The organism is Mesorhizobium sp. ArgA1, assembly GCF_053714375.1.
Map to the genome: position 1 here is coordinate 37,996 of NZ_JBSKBQ010000001.1, position 17,670 is coordinate 55,665.

Below are 17,670 nucleotides of genomic sequence, written 5' to 3' on the forward strand. Positions count from 1 at the left end.
TAGGGGTTTCCCTTCACCCCCTCATCCGCTCGAAATTCGCATCGAACAGCGGCGCGGCCTGCATGCGCGCCGCATGGCGTTTGCCCAAAAGTTCGATCTCGAAGCCGTCGCTCTCATCAGCGATCTCCTTCGGCACATAGCCCAGGGCGACGGATTTTTTCGGATAGTGCGCGTAGCCGCCTGACGTCACCCAGCCGCGCACCGCGCCGCCGAACCAGATCGGCTCGTCGCCGATGACATCGGCATCGTCTGCCTCGAGAATGAAGGTTCGCAGCCTGAGCTTGCCGCCATGCTTGCGCTCGGCAAGCGCGCCGGCCTTGCCGATGAAATCCGCCTCCTTGCCATAGGCGACGAAACGGTCGAGCCCGGCCTCCAGCGGCCCGTAGATCGGCCGGTATTCGCGCGCCCATGAGCCGTAATTTTTCTCCAGCCTAAGCGCATTGAGCGCGCGCGAGCCGAACAGGCCGATGCCGAATTCCTCGCCCGCCGCCGTCAGCGCCTGGAAGGCGGCGCGCTGATATTCCGGCGCCACCCAGATCTCGTAGCCGAGGTCGCCGGTGTAGCTGACGCGGCCAACCAGGCACGGCGCCATGCCGATATCCATTTTGGCGACGGCCATGAACGGAAACGCGCAATTGGAGACATCCACGCGGCTGACCTTCGCCAGCACCGCCCGCGCCTTAGGCCCGGCGATCGCCAGGCCGGTGAGTTTTTGCCCCAGCGCCGCGATCCGGACCGAGCCGTCCTTGGGTAGATGCGCCTCGAACCAGCGCATGTGATATTGCTCGGCGACACCCGAGCCGGCGATGAACCATTCGCCCTCGCCGATGTTGGCAAGGGTAAAATCGCCGATAAGCTTGCCGTCCTCCTTCAGCATCGGCGCCAGCGTCATCCGGCCAGGTTTCGGCAGCTTGCAGGCAAAGATACGATCGAGCCAAGCGGCTGCCCCCTCGCCGGTCACCTTGTATTTGGCGAAGTTCGAAATCTCAGCGAGGCCGACGCCTTCACGGACGGTCGCAACTTCCTTCGCGACATGGGTGAAGTCGCTCGAGCGCCGCCACGAAAACTCGTCCTTGACACCCTCAGGCGCATACCAGAGCGGCACCTCCAGCCCATAGGACACGCCCCATTGCGCGCCCTCGGCCGACAACAAATCGTAGATCGGCGTCGTCTTCAGCTGCCGTCCGGCGAGCAGTTCCTCATTGGGGAAGCGGATCGAGAAACGGCGCGAATAATTCTCGCGCACCTTGGCGTTCGTATAGGCCATCGTCGCCCAGTCGCCATAGCGCGCGACATCCATGGCCCAGATGTCGGCGCCGGGATCGCCTTCGATCATCCAGTTGGACAGCGCCAGTCCAACGCCGCCGCCCTGGCTGAAGCCGGCCATGACGCCGCAGGCGACCCAGAAACCCGGCAGCCCGCGCACCGGCCCGACCAGCGGATTGCCGTCGGGGGCGAAGGTGAAGGGTCCGTTGATGATCTGCTTGATGCCGGTCCTCTCGAAGGCCGGGAAATGCCGAAAGCCGACCTCGAGCGACGGCGCGATCCGGTCGATGTCGGGCTCCAGCAATTCATGGCCGAAATTCCACGGTGTGGAGAACTCGGACCAGACCTTGTTGGCCTTCTCGTAGGTGCCCATCAGCATGCCGCCGCGCTCCTGGCGCAGGTACAGCTCGCCGTCGAAATCGACGGCATGAATGATCTCGGTGCCGGTCTTGGCGTTCCACGCCGCGACCTCGGGCATGTCCTCGGTGATCAGGTACATGTGCTCCATGGCCAGCACCGGCAGTTCCAGCCCGACCATGCGGCCGACCTCGCGCGCCCACAGGCCACCGGCATTGACGACATGCTCGGCAACCACCTCGCCCTTGTTGGTGATGACGCGCCACATCCCGTCGGGCCGCCGCACAATGTCCTCCACCTTGGTGAAGCGCTCGACCTCGGCGCCGAGCTTGCGCGCGGCCTTGGCATAGGCGTGGGTCACACCCGAGGGATCGAGGTGGCCGTCCTCCTTGTTGCGGACGGCGCCGACGAATTGTTTGGGGTCGAGCAGCGGCATCAGTCCGGCCGCCTCATTGGCCGAGATTTCCTCGAGGTCGATGCCGAGATAACGCCCCTTGGCAACGACGCCGCGCAGCCAGTCGAGCCGCGCCTCGGTGGCCGCCAGAAGCACGCCGCCGGTCAGGTGCACCCCGGTCGCCTGACCCGAAAGCTCCTCGATCTCCTTGTAGAGCGAGATCGTGTATTTCTGCAGCTTGGCGACGTTGGGGTCGCCATTGATGGTGTGCATGCCGCCGGCCGCATGCCAGGTCGAGCCGGAAGTCAGCTCGTCGCGCTCCAGAAGCACGACGTCGGTCCAGCCATGGCGTGCCAGATGGAACAGAACCGAGCATCCGACGACGCCACCGCCAATGACCACCACCTTTGCATGCGATTTCATGGATTTTTCTCTGATATCAGTGAGTTGTATGGATGAGATGAATCAGGACGGGAAGCATCACGGCTCGCCCAGCCCGATCGCTTCCTTGCGCCTGGCCATGTACGCCTCCAGCGCCTCGCGCACGGCTATGTCCATCAACGGCTCGACATAGTCTTCCAGCGCCTTCTTCCACAGCCGCGTCGCGCGCGCCGTCGTGTCGAGGCCACCGGCTTCCTGCCATGCCTCGTAGTTCTGCCAGTTGGACAGGATCGGCTGGTAGAAGGCGGTGGCATAGCGTTCCAGTGTGTGCGGCTCGCCGAAGAAGTGGCCACCTGTGGGCACCGCGCCAAGCGCCTCGACCGCCAGCTCCGCCTCGTCGACGACGATCGGGCGCAGAAACTCCATCATGTGCTGGATCATCTCGACATCGATGATGAGCTTTTCGAACGACGCCGTCAGCCCGCCCTCCTGCCAGCCGGCGGCGTGGTAGACGAGATTGCCGTGGCCCAGCACCGTGCCCCACAGCGCCATCAACGTCTCATAGGCGCCTTGCGCGTCCGCCGCATTCGAGGCCGACCCCGGCGTCGTGCGGTAGGGCAGAGAATAGCGCCGCGCCAATTGCCCTGAGGCAATGTTGGCCTTGGTGTTCTCCGGCGTGCCGAAGGCCGGCGCGCCCGACTTCATGTCAACATTGGAGGTGAAGGCGCCGTACATCACCGGTGCGCCGGGGCGCACCAGCTGCGTCAGCACCACGCCGAACAGCGCCTCGGCATTCTGCTGCGCCAATGCGCCTGCCAGCGTCACCGGGCTCATCGCGCCCATCAGCGTGAACGGCGTCACCGCCACTGACTGGCCGAACTCGGCCATGGTCATCAAGCCTTCGGCCATCATCTCGTCGAAGCGGCGCGGCGAGTTGACCGAGATGATCGTGGCAATGCCGGGATCATCGCGCATCTCGTCCAGCGTCAGCCCCCGCGCGATCGCCATCATCTCGATGCCGTCCAGCGCCCGGCCCCGGCCGATCGCCGAGACATGGAAGGATTTGTCGGTCAGCGTCAGATTGGTGAAATAGGTGTCCATATGCCTGGTGTTGGCCGGCAGATCCACAGGCGCGCAGACCTGGTTGCCCAGCATGTGAATGCAGTTGAAATGCTGCGCCAGCCGGGTGAGATCGGCATAGTCGCGCAGATTGCCGGCACGGCGGCCACGCTCCATGTCGTGCACATTGGGCGGCCCGGCGACGAGGGTGAAATTGATCGTATTGCCGCCCAGATGAATGGCGTTTGCCGGATTGCGCGGGGTAAGCGTATAGCTCGCCCGCGTGGTCCTCAGCGCCTCGGCAACAAGGCCCCTGTCGATGCGGACATTCGCCGTCGCATGGTCGACCGTGGCGCCAGCTCTTTCGAACAGCGACAGCGCCCGCTGAGACATCACCTCGATGCCGAAATTCTCCAGAATGTGCATCGAAGCCTGGTGGATGGCCTCGATCTGGTCAGCCGACAGCATTGCCATCGGCGGATAGGGATTGGTCACCCGCCTCAGCGGCAGTTGCGGAATAGCCGACGGCCCCCTGTTGCTGGTTCGCTCTGCGCCGCGCTTGCGTCTTGGTTCGTTCATGCCTGGCATCAGAGCGCCGGCATCGGCGCGCGGCTGTCAGGAATCCGCCCTTCACGGGCGTGATTTTAGCCAAGGCGGCATTTTCGTATTTGAATGAAGACAAAAGCGACGCAAAAAGTCGGAATAGTGGCGCCAACTCGAGCCAGCGCAACCGAGCCGGCAGGACGTTAAGAAAGGCCGCAAGATTCCCTTTATGATTTCGGCCTATTCGTCTTCCCCATGCGTAGGTCGAGTTTTAGTAAAATTGTAGCGGTTGGTGTGCTCCTGGCTCTCTCGGCCTGCGCCACGCCGCCAAACCATATCAACAATGTCTGCGCCGTCTTCGACCAGAATGACGGCTGGTTCGACAACTGGCAGGCGGCGGCCGAGCGCGCCTCGCAGAAATACGGCATCCCGGTTCCGGTGCTGATGGCGACGGTGCGCAAGGAGTCCGGCTTCAAGAGCAACGCCAGGCCGCCACGCACCAAGCTGCTCGGCTTCATTCCGTGGAAGCATGTCTCCTCGGCCACCGGTTTTTCGCAGGCACTCGACGGCACCTGGTCGCAATATCAGAGCGAAACCGGCAGCTGGGGGGCGCGGCGGACAAAATTCGCCGATGCCGTCGATTTCGTCGGCTGGTATCATTCCAAGACCGCCGACACCTTCGGCGTCGCCCGCAACGACACCTACAATCTCTATCTCGCCTACTATCTCGGCTGGACCGCCTATGGCCGCGGCAATCGCGGCGACGCCGGTGTGCAGGGCTATGCGCGGGCGACCGAAAAGATGGCCCGCGACTATGATGCGCAGTTACGGCAATGCGAAAACTAGCACCCTTCCCGGTCTAGTGCCGCCTTGTCGTATCTTTCGGCTTTTTGAGGCCGGTTTCGGAAGCCTCGTCGACTACTTTGTTGCGACGGGCTCGCATCCCAGCCTGGCCCTGCTCCACGGCCTCGCCGATCTCGTCCGCTTCCGCGCTCGACGATTTGCCACGCGGCCGGTTGGGCGCTGTTCCTGTCGAACCCGGCCCGCTGCCATGCGGTGCGTCTTCCGGCACGCCCTCATGCGCGGCATGCTCCTTGTCGAACTTGATCACCTGATCCATCTTGGCCAGCACATCGTCAGACAGCCAGCACAGGCTCATATGGCCGTCGCCAAGATTCTTCACCGGCGGCACCTTGGTCTCGCACAGATTGTCCGGCACCAGCTTCTTGTAGCCGCAGCGCGTCTGGAACGGGCAGCCGGTCGGCGGATTCATCGCCGACGGAATGTCGCCCTCGAGCACGATGTGCTTCTTCACCACGCTGGTGTCGGCGATCGGGATCGCTGACAGCAACGCCTCGGTATAGGGATGGTAGGGAGGCGAGAAGATCTGGTCGGTCGTGCCTTGCTCGACGATGTAGCCGAGATACATGACGACGACGCGGTCGGCGATGTAGCGTACCACCGACAAATCGTGGCTGATGAACAGCATCGTCGTCTTGTTCTTGCGCTGGATGTCCATCAACAGTTCGGTCACCGCCGCCTGCACCGAGACGTCGAGCGCCGAAACCGGCTCGTCGGCCACCACCACCTTGGCATCGCCGGCAAAGGCGCGCGCCACACCGATGCGCTGCTTCTGTCCGCCCGACAGCTGGCGCGGCTTGCGGGTCTCGAAGGCTCTCGGCAGCTTCACCAGGTCGAGCAGCTCAAGCATCCGCTTGCGGCGTTCGGCCACCGTCTTGCCGACATTGAATTTTTCCAGCGTGCGGATGATCTGCGAGCCGACCGAGTGGCTGGGGTTCAGCGTATCGAACGGGTTCTGGAACACCATCTGGATCGACGACACCGTATCGACGCTGCGCTTCTCGATGCCGGTCGACTGGATCTCCTTGTTGCCGAGCGTCACGCTGCCGGAGCTCGCCGTCTCCAGCCCGAGCAACACCTTGGCCAGCGTCGACTTTCCGCAGCCGGATTCGCCGACGATGGCAACCGTCTCGGATTCACGCGCCTCGAACGAGATCGTCTCGTTGGCCTTGACGACACGGCCCTCGCTCGAGCCGAACACCTCGCTGCCGCCGACCTTGTAGTATTTCTTGAGGTCCTGGATCTTGAGCACCGGCGCACCGGGCTCGACCTTGTCATTGACCTTCTTGGCGCCGGGCGGCAGCGCCTCCCAGTCGATCTCGTTGAAGCGCACGCAGCGCGAGAAATGGCCTTCGTGGCCCGCCACCTCGATCATCGGGATTTCGGCGGCGTTGCAGACGCCCTCGACGAAATGGTGGCACCTCGGGCCGAAATTGCAGCCCTTGGGCCGCTCATGCGGCAACGGCAACTGGCCGGGAATGGCGATCAGCGGCCGCGAATTCTTGTCGGCGCCGGGCAGCGGGATCGAGCGGAACAGCCCTTGCGTATAGGGATGACGCATGCGGTCGAAGACGTCCTTGATCTTGCCGGTCTCGACCGCTTCGCCCGAATACATCACGGTGATGCGGTCGCAGGTTTCGAGGATCAGGCCGAGATTGTGCGACACGAAGATCATCGAGGTGCCGAACTTTTCGCCCAGCCCCCTGACCAGTTCGACGATGCCCGCCTCCACCGTCACGTCGAGCGCCGTGGTAGGCTCGTCGAGCAAAAGCAGCGCCGGCTTCGACAGCAGCGCCATGGCGATGACGATGCGCTGCTGCTGGCCACCGGAAAGCTGGTGCGGATAGGAGCGCATCATGCGCTCGGGATCCGGCAGCTTTACAGCGCGCACCATTTCGAGCGCCCTTTTGTACGCCTCCTCCTTCGACACCTTGTCGTGGATCAGCGGCACTTCCATCAATTGCTGGCCGACCTTCATCGCCGGATTGAGGCTGGCCATCGGCTCCTGGTAGATCATGGCGATCTTGTTGCCGCGAATGGCGCGCAGCTCTTCGTCGGAGAGCTCGCCCATGTCCTTGCCCTGGAACTTGATCTTGCCGCCGACGATCTTTCCGATGTTGGAGAGGTCGCGCATGATGCCGAGCGACACCGTCGACTTGCCGCAGCCGGATTCACCGACGATGCCCATCGCTTCGCCGGGCATTACCGTGCAGGAAAAATCCATGACGGCAGGAATCTCGCCCTTGCGGGTGAAAAAGGAGATCGACAGGTTCTCGATCTCGATGATCGGTTCTCCGGGATTTCGAACTGCCTCATTCATGGGTCGCTCCAATCCTTGGTTTTTTCTCTGAGCATGATCTTTTCCGAAAACCGGGTGCCATTTGTCGGGATCATGCTCTGCGGGCCGAGCCCGCAGATCAGTCTTTCATCGATTGCTCGCGCAGCGAGTCGGCGAGCAGGTTCAGCCCCAGCACGAACGACATCAGCGCGATCGTCGGCGGCAACGCCGGATGGATGAAGGAGCGCAGCAGGCGGCTGGCGTCCTTGATCGCGGTGCCCCAGTCCGGGCTCTCCGGCGCCAGGCCGAGACCGAAGTACCCCAGCGTGCCGAGCAGGATCGTGGTGTAGCCGATGCGCAGGCAGGCATCGACGATCAGCGGTCCGCGCGCATTGGGCAGGATCTCCCACAGCATGATGTACCAGGGTGATTCACCGCGCGTCTGCGCTGCCGCCACATAGTCGCGCGTCTTGATGTCCATCACCAGGCCGCGCACGATGCGGAACACGCCGGGGCTGGAGGCGAACACCACCGCCACGAAGATGTTGAGCTGGTTGGGATCGATGTGGATGACCCTGAACGGATCGGCATCGAAGACCAGGCCGGCATAGACCCACCCGCCGATGACCAGCGTCAGCCCCATGAGAATGTAGAGCCGGTCCGGCCGGTTCTTGTAGCGGGTCCAGAACAGCACGGAAAAGAAGATGATCGGAAACAGGAAGAACAACCCGGCCATCGCATAGGGGATAGGCGTGTCCATGATGCCCGGCGTCACCAAGAGATAGAACAGCAGGATCACCGGGAAGGCCAGAACCAGATTGGCCAGGAACGACAGAACGGTGTCGATCCTGCCGCCATAATAACCGGCTGGCAGGCCGAGCGTAATGCCGACCATCAGCGCGAACCCCGTCGCCGCCGGTGCGATGATCAGCACGATCTGGCTGCCATAGACCATGCGTGAGAAGACATCGCGGGCGAGCTTGTCGCCGCCGAAATAGTAGATGAGCTTCGATACCGGCTCGATCGCGCCCGGCAGTGCGTCCTTCATGATCGGCACCTGGGAGAGCGGATCGAAGGGCGCGACGGTCGCTGCGAAGATCGCCGTGAACAGCCAGAACAGGCAGATGCCGACACCGACAATGCCGACGCCGCTGTCGAACAGCTGGCCATAGAGGCCGAGGCGTTTCTTATAGGCGAAGCTCGCCCCCATCACCAGGGCAAGCCCCAGCCAGACCGGCCAGAAACGGGCAATCACGCCCAGTATGATACTGAAGGCACCGATATATTCGACCTGCATCCGCTCAGCCCCCTATTGCACTCTGATACGCGGATTGAGGAACGCGTAGCCGACATCCGAAATGAGCTGGGTGATGAGGACGATGAACACCGAGACCAGCGAACAGCCAAGCAGGAGATCGATGTCGTTGTTGCCCGCCGCCTCGACCAGCGTGTAGCCAAAGCCCTGATAGCGGAACATCACCTCGACGATGACGACGCCGGTGAGTAGCCAGGGAAACTGCAGCATGATGACCGTGAACGGCGCGATCAGCGCATTGCGTAGGGCGTGCTTGATAACGACGCTGCCGAAGGACAGTCCCTTCAGCCGGGCGGTGCGTATGTATTGCTGCGTCATCACCTCGACCATCGAGGCGCGGGTCATGCGGGCGATGTAACCGATGCCGTAGATCGCCAGCGTCATCACCGGCAGCGTGAAATTGTAGAAAGTGATGCCCTGGCTTGCCGAGGCGGCCGAACCGTTCAACCAGCCGAGCCACGAGGCGAAGATGACGGTGAAGATGACGCCCGACACATATTCAGGCGTAGCCGTCGACGCGATCGAGGCGACGGAAAGCGTCCGGTCCGTTCGCGAGCCCTCGCGCATGCCCGCAAGGATGCCGACCAGCAGCGAAATCGGCACCATCACCGCGAGCACACAGAGCATCAGGATGCCGGTGGCGCCGAGTGCCGGAAAAAGCTTGGAGGCGACGGATGCCTTGAACTTGGTCGAGCAGCCGAAATCGCCCTCGATGATGCCGGAGAATTTCGGCTCCAGCGGATCGTTGCAAAAGGAAAAGCGCTGCGCCGGCTTGCCTGTCGCGGGATCGGTCACCGGTTGCTTGGGCAGGATGCCCAGCCATTGGCCGTAGCGCACGAAGAAGTTCTGCCGATACCCGTGTTCGGCCAGCCAGCTTTCGAGCTGATCGGCGGATGTATGCATTTCGGTCTGGCTGATCGCCAGCTTCTTCAGATTGGGGTCGAGATTGATCAGGAAGAAGACGACCATCGTCAGGCACAGCATCGTCAATGCCATGGTGCCGAGACGCCGGATTACGAAAGAAAGCATGGCGGTCCCCTGCCCGTCTGGTTGGGGTTGGAGCCAGCGTGGACAACCAGCTTTGCCGTTACCGGCAGAGTTGGCCGTCAAACAGGCCCTCGGATGCGATCAACCCTGTTTTATTGCACGATCCCTCGCGAAGAGTCCGCAACTTTTTTGCTGCGCCGGCTCCAGGTTCTGGATCATGCGAGGAGTGATGGGGAGGGCGGCGAAGCGCCCTCCCGATCGGTCCGATCAAGCCTGGTCGAGCCAGATCTTGCCGTAGTCGCGTTCGTAGGTCGGATGCATCTTGTAGTTTTGCACCGCCTTGACCGAGTGGCTGTAGAGCTTGCGCCAGTAGGGCTGGATGATGATGCCGGAATCCTGCAGCGTCTGCTCGATGTCCTTCATCATTTCCTTGCGCTTGACAGCGTCGGCGACCGAAAGCGCGGCGTTGAGCTTGGTGTCCCAGTCGGGATTCGACCAGGCACACTCGTTCCAGGCTTCGCCGGTGCGGTAGGCCAAAGCCAGAACCTGGACGCCGAGCGGGCGCATGTTCCAGTTGGTCATCGACAGCGGATACTTCGTCCAATCGTTCCAGAACGTCGATCCCGGCAGCACCGTGCGCTTCACCTTGATGCCCGCGTCGCGTAGCTGCGCGGCGATGGCATCACCGGTGTTCTTGTGCCAGTCCTCGTCGACGGTGATCAGTTCATGCTCGAAGTCGGCCTGGCCGGCTTCCGCCATCAGCGCCTTGGCTTTGGCCGGATCGCGCGCGATCTTCGGCAGTTCGAAATATTCCGGATGGATCGCGCAGACATGGTGGTTTTCTGCGACGGTGCCGGCATTGCCGTAGCCAAGCTGCAGGACGACGGCGTTGTCGACGCCGAGCTGCAGGGCCTGACGGACCTTCTGGTTGTCGTAAGGCTTGTTGGTGACGTTGGTGCGGCAGACGATGGTCGCCGCGGTCACTACCTCGGACTTCACCAGATCCATCCCGTCGAGAATCGACACATAGTCGGCCGAGGTCTCGAAATTGGTGTGGACTTCGCCGGCTTCGAAGGCGCTGACCATGGCCGCTGGATCCGTGCCGTAGTCGATGAACTCGATGCCGTCCAGGAAGACCTCGCCGTCCCACCACTTGTTGTCTTCGCGACGCTTGTAGACCACCTTCTGGCCGACATCGTAGGACACCAGTTCGAATGGACCTGTGCCGATCGGGCAGGCTTTGAAGTCGCCGCCCTTCTCGTCGAAGCTTTTGTGGACGATGAGAGCAACATAGTCGCAAATGCCGGGAATGATCGAGATGTCGGGCTTTGTCAGCGAGAGCTTGACGGTCATGTCGTCGACTTTGGTCACCGCGCCTTCACGCAGCTTGCCGGTTTTATCGTCGAACAATGTGCCAAGACGGCCAGGCATGGAATTGCCTTCGGCGGCCTTCTCGCCCCAACGATTGAAATTGAACAACACGTCGTCGGCGGTAAATGCATCGCCGTTGTGCCAGGTTACGCCCTTGCGCACATGCAGCGTGTACTCAGTGGCGTCGTCGTTGACTTCCCAGCTCTCCAGAAGATAGGGGCGGAATGTGTATTCGGTGGTGTACTTGACCAGCGGCTCGAGCGCCTGGCGCTCGGCATTGGCGATTTCCGACCAGTCGGACTTGCGCGGATCCTTGGGATCCTTGATCCACTGGGCAACCTTCAGAATGCCACCTTTCTTGCCTTGAACCTCTTCGGCCTTGGCCGGCGTCGGCTCTACCAGGCCGAGCATGCCATAGGCCATCGCCGTGGACGCGCCAAAGACGCTGGCCAGAGCGAGGAATTCGCGGCGATCGACCTTGCCTGCCTTGGCCTCTTCGGCCATCGCCAGGATATGATCGGGAACGCGATCGCCATTACTCTTGTAAATTGTCATGACTTAACTCCCATTGTTGGCTTTCCGCCTTTTAACATTCCGCATCCAGGCCGCGATGTCAAAGACGGCATGGATTGGGAACATGTTGGCGAATGTGCAACTTTGAAAGGGGAGCGGTTCGCGCGATAACGACAGTCTTGGCGCAAATTTGCTACTGCCTGACGGATTCCTCAGGAATCTCGTTTCGTCGATGAAACGAGACATCGACTCAAGCTTGGCCAGTTCCACCGGTGGGCCCAGAGTCCGGCCGAAGGATCAATACTCCTTCTCGTAGAAAATGCCGCCCTTGGCTTCGCCGCCATCGTTGGCCTCGCCGCGCAGCTTGACGCCGCGCCCGACATTGAGGTCGATCGTCGCCTTGCCCGATCCCGGCTTGTCGCCCTTCTGGATCGTGACATAGGTGCGGTCGTTGAGGTATTTGCCCGCCGACACGGCGGTACCGCCCTGATCGTCCGTAGTCACATCCAGGTCGTCGACGCCGATTGCACTGCGCAGGTTTTCAAGCAGCGAGGTCGAGCCGCCGACGCCGGCCAGCTGCCCGGCAGCCTCAGCCAACTGGGCGATCTGCAGCGGCGACAGGTTCGACATAGAGCGGCCGAAGATCAGTTGCGCCAGCACTTCGTCCTCCGGCAGCGCAGGCACGGAGGAGAAGGTGAATTTCGGATTGGTCGCCTCGCCCGATACCACGATGGTCACCGTGGTGCTCGTCGTTGTCGAGGTCGCGGTCAAATTGAGATAGGGCACCAGCGAGCCGGAAAAACCGACCGTGCCCTCGGTGAAGGTCAGCCGCTTGCCGAGGATCGACAGCCGCCCGCGCTGCAGGGTGAAGGTGCCGACCGCTTGCGGCGAAGCCGCGGGGCCGGTCAGCCTCAGCGAACCGCCGAGTTCGGCGTCGACACCCCTGCCCTGGACGAAGATCTGGTTCGGCGCATTGACGGTGACATCGAGATTGAGGCCGCTGCCGCCACTGCCGGTGGCCGCTACCGGCCGCAAGGCCTTGTCCTGCGCCCGCACGCTGGCCGGCGCGTTCTTGTGCTTGACGCCGAGCGCCGCCAGCGATCCCGGCAGTTTTTCCGGAACGGTAATGACCGTCTTGGCCAAGTTGACGGTACCCGAAATCACCGGCGCCGAGGTCAGCGGCCCCTTGATGGTCAGGTCGCCGCCGAGATTGGCCGTGACCACGCGTCCATCGGTATAGCGGCCGTCGACCAGCTTGATCGACAGGTCGGCGGGGAAGCCTTGCGCCGGATTGATGCCGACCGTCCCTGAGGCCGACAGGCTGCCGCGTGTCGACAGCGTGCCGGTCAGGCGGTTGATCCTGGCGACGCCGTTGCCGATCGAAACATCGGCGGCAATGTCATTGACGGCAAGGCCCGAGCGCGCGTCGACGAGGCGGGCGCCTGAGGTGCTGACCGTGCCGCCGATCACGGGCGATGTCGCCGGGCCGCGCACCTGGACATTGACGTTGGCAGTGCCACTCAGCGACAGGCCTTGCGCGGCAAGCTTGGCGGCGAGGAACGAGAAAGGCACCTTGCCGTTGAAGTCGAGCACCAGCGCCGGCGTGCCCGCTGTGGTCACCGTGCCGCCACCCTTGAGCCCAAGCCCGGCGCCGTCGCTGATGTCCGCGTTGAAGGTGAGTTTCTTGCCAGCGAACGTTCCCGACGAGGAAATGTTCATACCGCCGAGGCCGGCACCGCGGGTCTGCGATGTCTGCACCCCGCCGGCGTCGATGTCGAAGGCAACGGCAGGATTGGCCGGCGCGCCGGTCACCTTGACTGTTCCGGAAATCGACCCGGCGGCCTGGAGGCCCGGCGAGAAACTGTTGGCCAGCGAAGCCGGCACCTTGGCCAGTGCGGCATTGATGTCGAGCGCCTGCCCGACCTTGCCGGTCACCGTCGCCGTGCCGCCGCCGAGATTGAGCACCAGCTTGTCCAGCGTCGTCGTGCCATTGGCGATGCTGACGGTCGAGGCCTGCGCGATAGCAGCCTTGATGCCTTGGACGGTTGCCTGGCCTGACGCAAGTTCAATGGTGGTGGTGCCGCCTGCCACCCTCACCCGGCCCGCAGCCTTCGCCGGAATGCCCTTGACGGTGGCGCCGCCGGAAAAGCCGGTCCAGTCGTCGTCGCGCTTGAGGTCGACATCGATGCCGCTGATAGCGGTGCCGCCGGAGATGACGCTGTCGGCGCGAATTTTGCCTGAGATGACCGGTGCGGCGAGATAGTTGGCAATCAGCGCATCGACCGACACCGTCTTCGCCTGGAGGTCGCCGCGCGTGATCGAAGCGGTCGAAGCCTTGACGGCGACGTTGGCACCGTCCGCGGTCTTGGAGAAGGCGATGGTGCCGCGCATATCGCCCTCGGCTTTTTCCAGCGCCAGCGCTGCCAGCGGTCCGATATCGGGCAGGTCGAGCGCGATGGTGCCGACCGGCACGAAGGCCTCGTCGAGCGCGAGATCGCCGGAAATCCTGTTCTTGCCGAGCGACAGCAGCAGGCCGTTGATGGCGCTCTTGCCGTCGGCGGTCGCCAGCACCGCACTGCCTTGCAGCGCCTGCCCCGCGACATTGCCGGTCAGTTGCACATTGGCCGCCGGATTGGCGGCATCGGCCTTGCCGGTGGCCGTCAGCTTCAGCCCGGTGATTTCGCGTTCCGCCACCAGCAGCCGGTCGCTGTTGACGGTCAGCGACAGGTCCGGCGCCCTCATCGGGCCCTGCGCATTGAGCGCGAAGCGAAGCGCGCCCTTGGCGTCCTTCGACAGCAGCGAGATGTCCGATAGCGCGCCCTTGATATCGGCGCTGAGCTTGTTGTCGGCGAGGCCGGCCTGGCCGTCGGCGGTCAGCGCGCCTGACACCAGTTTGACCGGATTGGCGCTGACATTGCCTTTGTCATCCCGCTTCAGCGTAGCGCTGAGCTGCGTCCGCTCGGCCAGCACGCTGCGCACTGCCGCCGGCAACGCCGATGACAGTGCATCGGCGTTGAGGTTGAGGTCGATAGCGCCGTCGGCGAAGGAGACGCGGCCATTGAAGGCGCTGACCAATGCATCGCCCTGTACCGAGCCATTGTCGATGGTGATTGCATCCGCCGCCAGGCTGCCGGCGACCTTGGCGGTGATCTTGCCGGCAATCAGCGGTGCGATGGTTGGATTGTCCAGACCGACCTTTTCCGCCGTCACCGTGCCCGAAATCGGGCCGGTTCGGCTTTTTACATCGAACGCATCGGAGTGCAGCGCCAGCGCGATGCCTTCAACCTTGGTGAAATTCGTCGCCACCGACGGCAACACCGCCGAGATGTCGAGCTTCGCCTGCGCGGCCTGCCCCGCCGCCTTCACCGACAGTGCTTGCACTTCAAGCTTGATAGGACTCTCGGTGCTGCCAAGCGTCAGCGGCAGGCTTGGGCCGGACGATGTCAGGTCGAGCACGAAATCGCTGGCACCGTTCGGGTTGAGGGTGCCGGCCGCCTTGCCGGAGATTTTTTCGCCACTGAGCGTCGCCTGGTCCAGCACCACGCCACCTGCCGTGGAATAACTGCCGGCCGCATCGAGGTCGAGCGGCCCGAGCCCCGCCTGGCGGGTCTGGCTGGTTTCGGCGCCGGCCAGTTTTGCCTTGAAGCGGATGTCGGGATTTGCCGATGGCCCGGTGATTTGCGCCGTGCCGTCGAGCGTGCCCGCCGCAGCGAGGCCTGGCGAGAAATCGTTGGCGAGCGCCGCCGGCAGCGCCGAGAAATTTGCCGCCAGATCGAGCGTCTGCCCTGCCGTGCCCGAAAGCGTCACTGAGCCGCCGCCCAGATCGACCACCAGTCTTTGAATGGTGGTGACGCCATCGGCGATCGTCAGGCTGGACGGCTCGGTGATCGCCGCCTTGATGCCGCGCACCGTCGCCTCGCCGGACGCGATCTCGACGCTGGTCGTGCCGCCGGCGATCTTCGCCCGCCCTGCAGCAGTCGCCGGGATGCCGGCGATGGTGGCGCCGCCGGTAAAATTGGTCCAGTCGCCGTCGCGCTTGAGGTCGACGCCGATGCCGCTGATCTCTGTTGTTCCAGAGGTCACGCTGTCGGCCTTGATCGTCCCGGAGATCGCCGGGCTGTTGAGATAGTTGGCGATCAGCGCGCTGACGGTGATTGCCTTGGCCGCCACATTGCCGCGCGATATCGACACGCTTGCCGCATTGATGGTGACGGTGGGCGCCTCGCCGTCCTTGGCGAAGACCACGGTGCCGCCGATATCGCCGGCCGCCGTCTGCCCGGCCAGCGATGCCAGCGGCGCGATGTCGGGAGCGGCGATCGTCAACGTGCCCAGCGGCAGGAAATGATCGTCGAGCGCGAGGTCGCCCGACACCTTGTTGTCGCCCAGCGCCACGCTGAGCCCATTGATCGAGCGCTTGCCATCGCTGGTCACCAGCGCTGCCTTGATGGCAAGCGGCTGCTCCTCGACCGAGCCGGTCAGCGACACATCTGCGGCCGGGCTGACAATGTCCGCCTTGCCCGATGCGGTCAGCTTGATGTCCTTGACCGTACGCCCCGACGCCGTCAGGCTTGGGCTGTCAGCCGAAACCGAAAAGTCCGGCGCGTTGCGCGCGCCGCTCGCCGTCAGTGCGAAATCGACGCCACCGGCTACCGGCACGCCAACCAGCGGCGACAGCACCGAGACGTCTCCGAGCTTGCCCTTGATATCGGCCTGGATGTCGCTGCCTTGCGCGCTTGCGGTACCGCTGGCGCTGAGCGAACCGGAGGTGAGTTCGATCGAATTGGCGGCAAACGAGCCCTGCGGATCGCGGGTGGCGGTCGCCGAGAACTTCACCCGCTCGCCAAGCAGCGAACTGATCTGCGGCGGCAGCGCCGTCGACACCGCATCGGCATTCATCTTCAGCGTCATGGCGAGGTCGGCCAGCGTCACCTTGGCCGTCAGCCCGGCATTGAGCGCATCTGAGCGCAGCGTGCCTTCATCGAGCGAGATTTCATCCTTGCTGATCGTACCGGCAAGAGAGGCGGTCAGCTTGCCGGTGATCAGCGGCGCCAGCGTCGCCACGTCGGTCTTCAGGCCGGCCGCCGCCAGCGACACGCTGACCGGGCCGCTGCGGTTCTCGATGTCAAAGCCATCGGAATGGATCTGCGCATCGAGATTGTTCACCTGAGAGCCGCCCGCCACCACCGAAACGAGTGAAGCGCTGGCGTCGACCATCGGCGCCTTGCCATCGCCGAAGGCGCGCGCGGTGACATTGTTGATGGCCACCATGATCGGCTGCGCCGGGCTGCCGACATTGACGGTGACCGGCTCACCCTTGGAAGCGAGTTCCACCGAAAGGTCGCTGGCGCCCTTCGGATCGACCATGCCTGAGGCGGTGCCGTGGACAGCGTCGCTCTCGATCGCGGCGCGCTCGATGTCGACGCCGCCGGCCGTGGTCGCGGTCCCGGCGAGGTCGAAGCTGGTCTTGCCGGCAAACAGCGACTTGAACCGTTCCGGCAGAAAGCCTTCGAACGAACCATCGCCCTTGGCCTCTATCCGGTTACCCTTGTCGGTCAGCTGATGACGGCCGGTGAGTTGGGTGACGATCTGGCCATCGACCATGAAAGTGCCGACGCCGCTCCAGTTGGCCAGCGGCCCGGTGCCGGAGACAACAATGTTGACCGGCGGCGCGCCGGGCAGCTTGAGCAGATTGGCGATGATGCCGTCCGCAGGTTCGGATGCCTTGAGATCGAGGTCGAGTTTGTTGTCGGCAGGCGCGAAATGGATGTTGGCGTCGACATTGCCTTGCTTGCCGTCATGGCGGGTAACGTTGAGCACCGTCTCGATCGCCAGCGGCGAGGCATCGACCTTGGCCGATCCCTTGGCGGCGAGCTCGGCAATGCCGCTGCCGGCAAGTTGTTGGCCGAGAGCGATCTGCGGCAGATCGATCGCTCTGATATCGAGCGAAACCGGCAGGCCGGCCGACCCGGTCTTGCTGGGCTCGGTGCTCGCCACCGGCAGCCGCGCCAGTTCGATGCGCTCGGCGGCGATCCGGTCAGCGCTGAAATTCTTCGACAGCAATGCCAAGGGCGACCAGTCGACGGCCACCTTTCGCGCCACCAACCAGGCGCCTTCACGGTCTTCCAGAACGACATGATCCACCGTCAGCGCGCCGGACCAGATGCCGTCAATGCCGCTGACCGTGACCTTGCTGTCCCCCGATGAGGCCATAGTCGAAATGATGCCGGCGAGGTTTTCACGACCGCGCTCGGTCTTGGTCAGCACGACGAGCGCGCCTATGGCCGCCGCCAGCACGATCAGCAGCGTGTAAAGAAAGAGGCGAAGGATGCGTTTGACTATCTTCAT

The 17,670-nt window shown here is 63.4% G+C and carries 8 protein-coding genes; 1 reads left to right on the forward strand and 7 read right to left on the reverse strand.

The features are described from left to right. Positions 1 to 13: 13 nt before the first annotated feature. Positions 14 to 2,440: a GcvT family protein gene (locus ACWGTI_RS00215; RefSeq protein WP_454585253.1), complete on the reverse strand. Its 2,427-nt coding sequence runs from the start codon at positions 2,438 to 2,440 to the stop codon at positions 14 to 16. A 57-nt stretch (positions 2,441 to 2,497) separates the two neighbouring features. Then, complete coding sequence (locus ACWGTI_RS00220) at positions 2,498 to 4,036, reverse strand: trimethylamine methyltransferase family protein (protein ID WP_454585254.1); 1,539 nt, start codon at positions 4,034 to 4,036, stop codon at positions 2,498 to 2,500. Positions 4,037 to 4,255: 219 nt separating this feature from the next. Here ACWGTI_RS00220 and ACWGTI_RS00225 point away from each other — a divergent pair, with 219 nt between their 5' ends. Further along, entirely contained in the window at positions 4,256 to 4,846 is a 591-nt protein-coding gene (locus tag ACWGTI_RS00225) for a transglycosylase SLT domain-containing protein (RefSeq protein ID WP_454585255.1), read from the forward strand. A 13-nt stretch (positions 4,847 to 4,859) separates the two neighbouring features. On the opposite strand, the gene ACWGTI_RS00230 is transcribed toward ACWGTI_RS00225, so the two are convergent. The 5 genes from ACWGTI_RS00230 to ACWGTI_RS00250 all read right to left on the reverse strand — a co-directional run bounded on the left by ACWGTI_RS00230 (position 4,860) and on the right by ACWGTI_RS00250 (position 17,670). After that, positions 4,860 to 7,181, reverse strand: a complete 2,322-nt coding sequence (locus tag ACWGTI_RS00230) for a dipeptide ABC transporter ATP-binding protein (protein ID WP_454585256.1) — start codon at positions 7,179 to 7,181, stop codon at positions 4,860 to 4,862. A 97-nt stretch (positions 7,182 to 7,278) separates the two neighbouring features. After that, entirely contained in the window at positions 7,279 to 8,436 is a 1,158-nt protein-coding gene (locus ACWGTI_RS00235; protein ID WP_454585257.1) for an ABC transporter permease, read from the reverse strand. A gap of 12 nt (positions 8,437 to 8,448) precedes the next feature. Next, positions 8,449 to 9,483, reverse strand: a complete 1,035-nt coding sequence (locus ACWGTI_RS00240; protein WP_454585258.1) for an ABC transporter permease — start codon at positions 9,481 to 9,483, stop codon at positions 8,449 to 8,451. Between the two features lie 225 nt (positions 9,484 to 9,708). After that, complete coding sequence (locus tag ACWGTI_RS00245) at positions 9,709 to 11,367, reverse strand: ABC transporter substrate-binding protein (protein WP_454585259.1); 1,659 nt, start codon at positions 11,365 to 11,367, stop codon at positions 9,709 to 9,711. 255 nt (positions 11,368 to 11,622) lie between these two features. Beyond that, positions 11,623 to 17,670, reverse strand: a complete 6,048-nt coding sequence (locus tag ACWGTI_RS00250) for a translocation/assembly module TamB domain-containing protein (RefSeq protein ID WP_454585260.1) — start codon at positions 17,668 to 17,670, stop codon at positions 11,623 to 11,625.

Excerpts from the sequence above, each read along its gene's own strand:
- ACWGTI_RS00215 (WP_454585253.1), bottom strand. The coding sequence starts at position 2,440 with ATGAAATCGCATGCAAAGGTGGTGGTCATTGGCGGTGGCGTCGTCGGA.
- ACWGTI_RS00220 (WP_454585254.1), bottom strand. The coding sequence starts at position 4,036 with ATGAACGAACCAAGACGCAAGCGCGGCGCAGAGCGAACCAGCAACAGG.
- ACWGTI_RS00240 (WP_454585258.1), bottom strand. The coding sequence starts at position 9,483 with ATGCTTTCTTTCGTAATCCGGCGTCTCGGCACCATGGCATTGACGATG.
- ACWGTI_RS00225 (WP_454585255.1), top strand. The coding sequence starts at position 4,256 with ATGCGTAGGTCGAGTTTTAGTAAAATTGTAGCGGTTGGTGTGCTCCTG.
- ACWGTI_RS00230 (WP_454585256.1), bottom strand. The coding sequence starts at position 7,181 with ATGAATGAGGCAGTTCGAAATCCCGGAGAACCGATCATCGAGATCGAG.
- ACWGTI_RS00245 (WP_454585259.1), bottom strand. The coding sequence starts at position 11,367 with ATGACAATTTACAAGAGTAATGGCGATCGCGTTCCCGATCATATCCTG.
- ACWGTI_RS00250 (WP_454585260.1), bottom strand. The coding sequence starts at position 17,670 with ATGAAGATAGTCAAACGCATCCTTCGCCTCTTTCTTTACACGCTGCTG.
- ACWGTI_RS00235 (WP_454585257.1), bottom strand. The coding sequence starts at position 8,436 with ATGCAGGTCGAATATATCGGTGCCTTCAGTATCATACTGGGCGTGATT.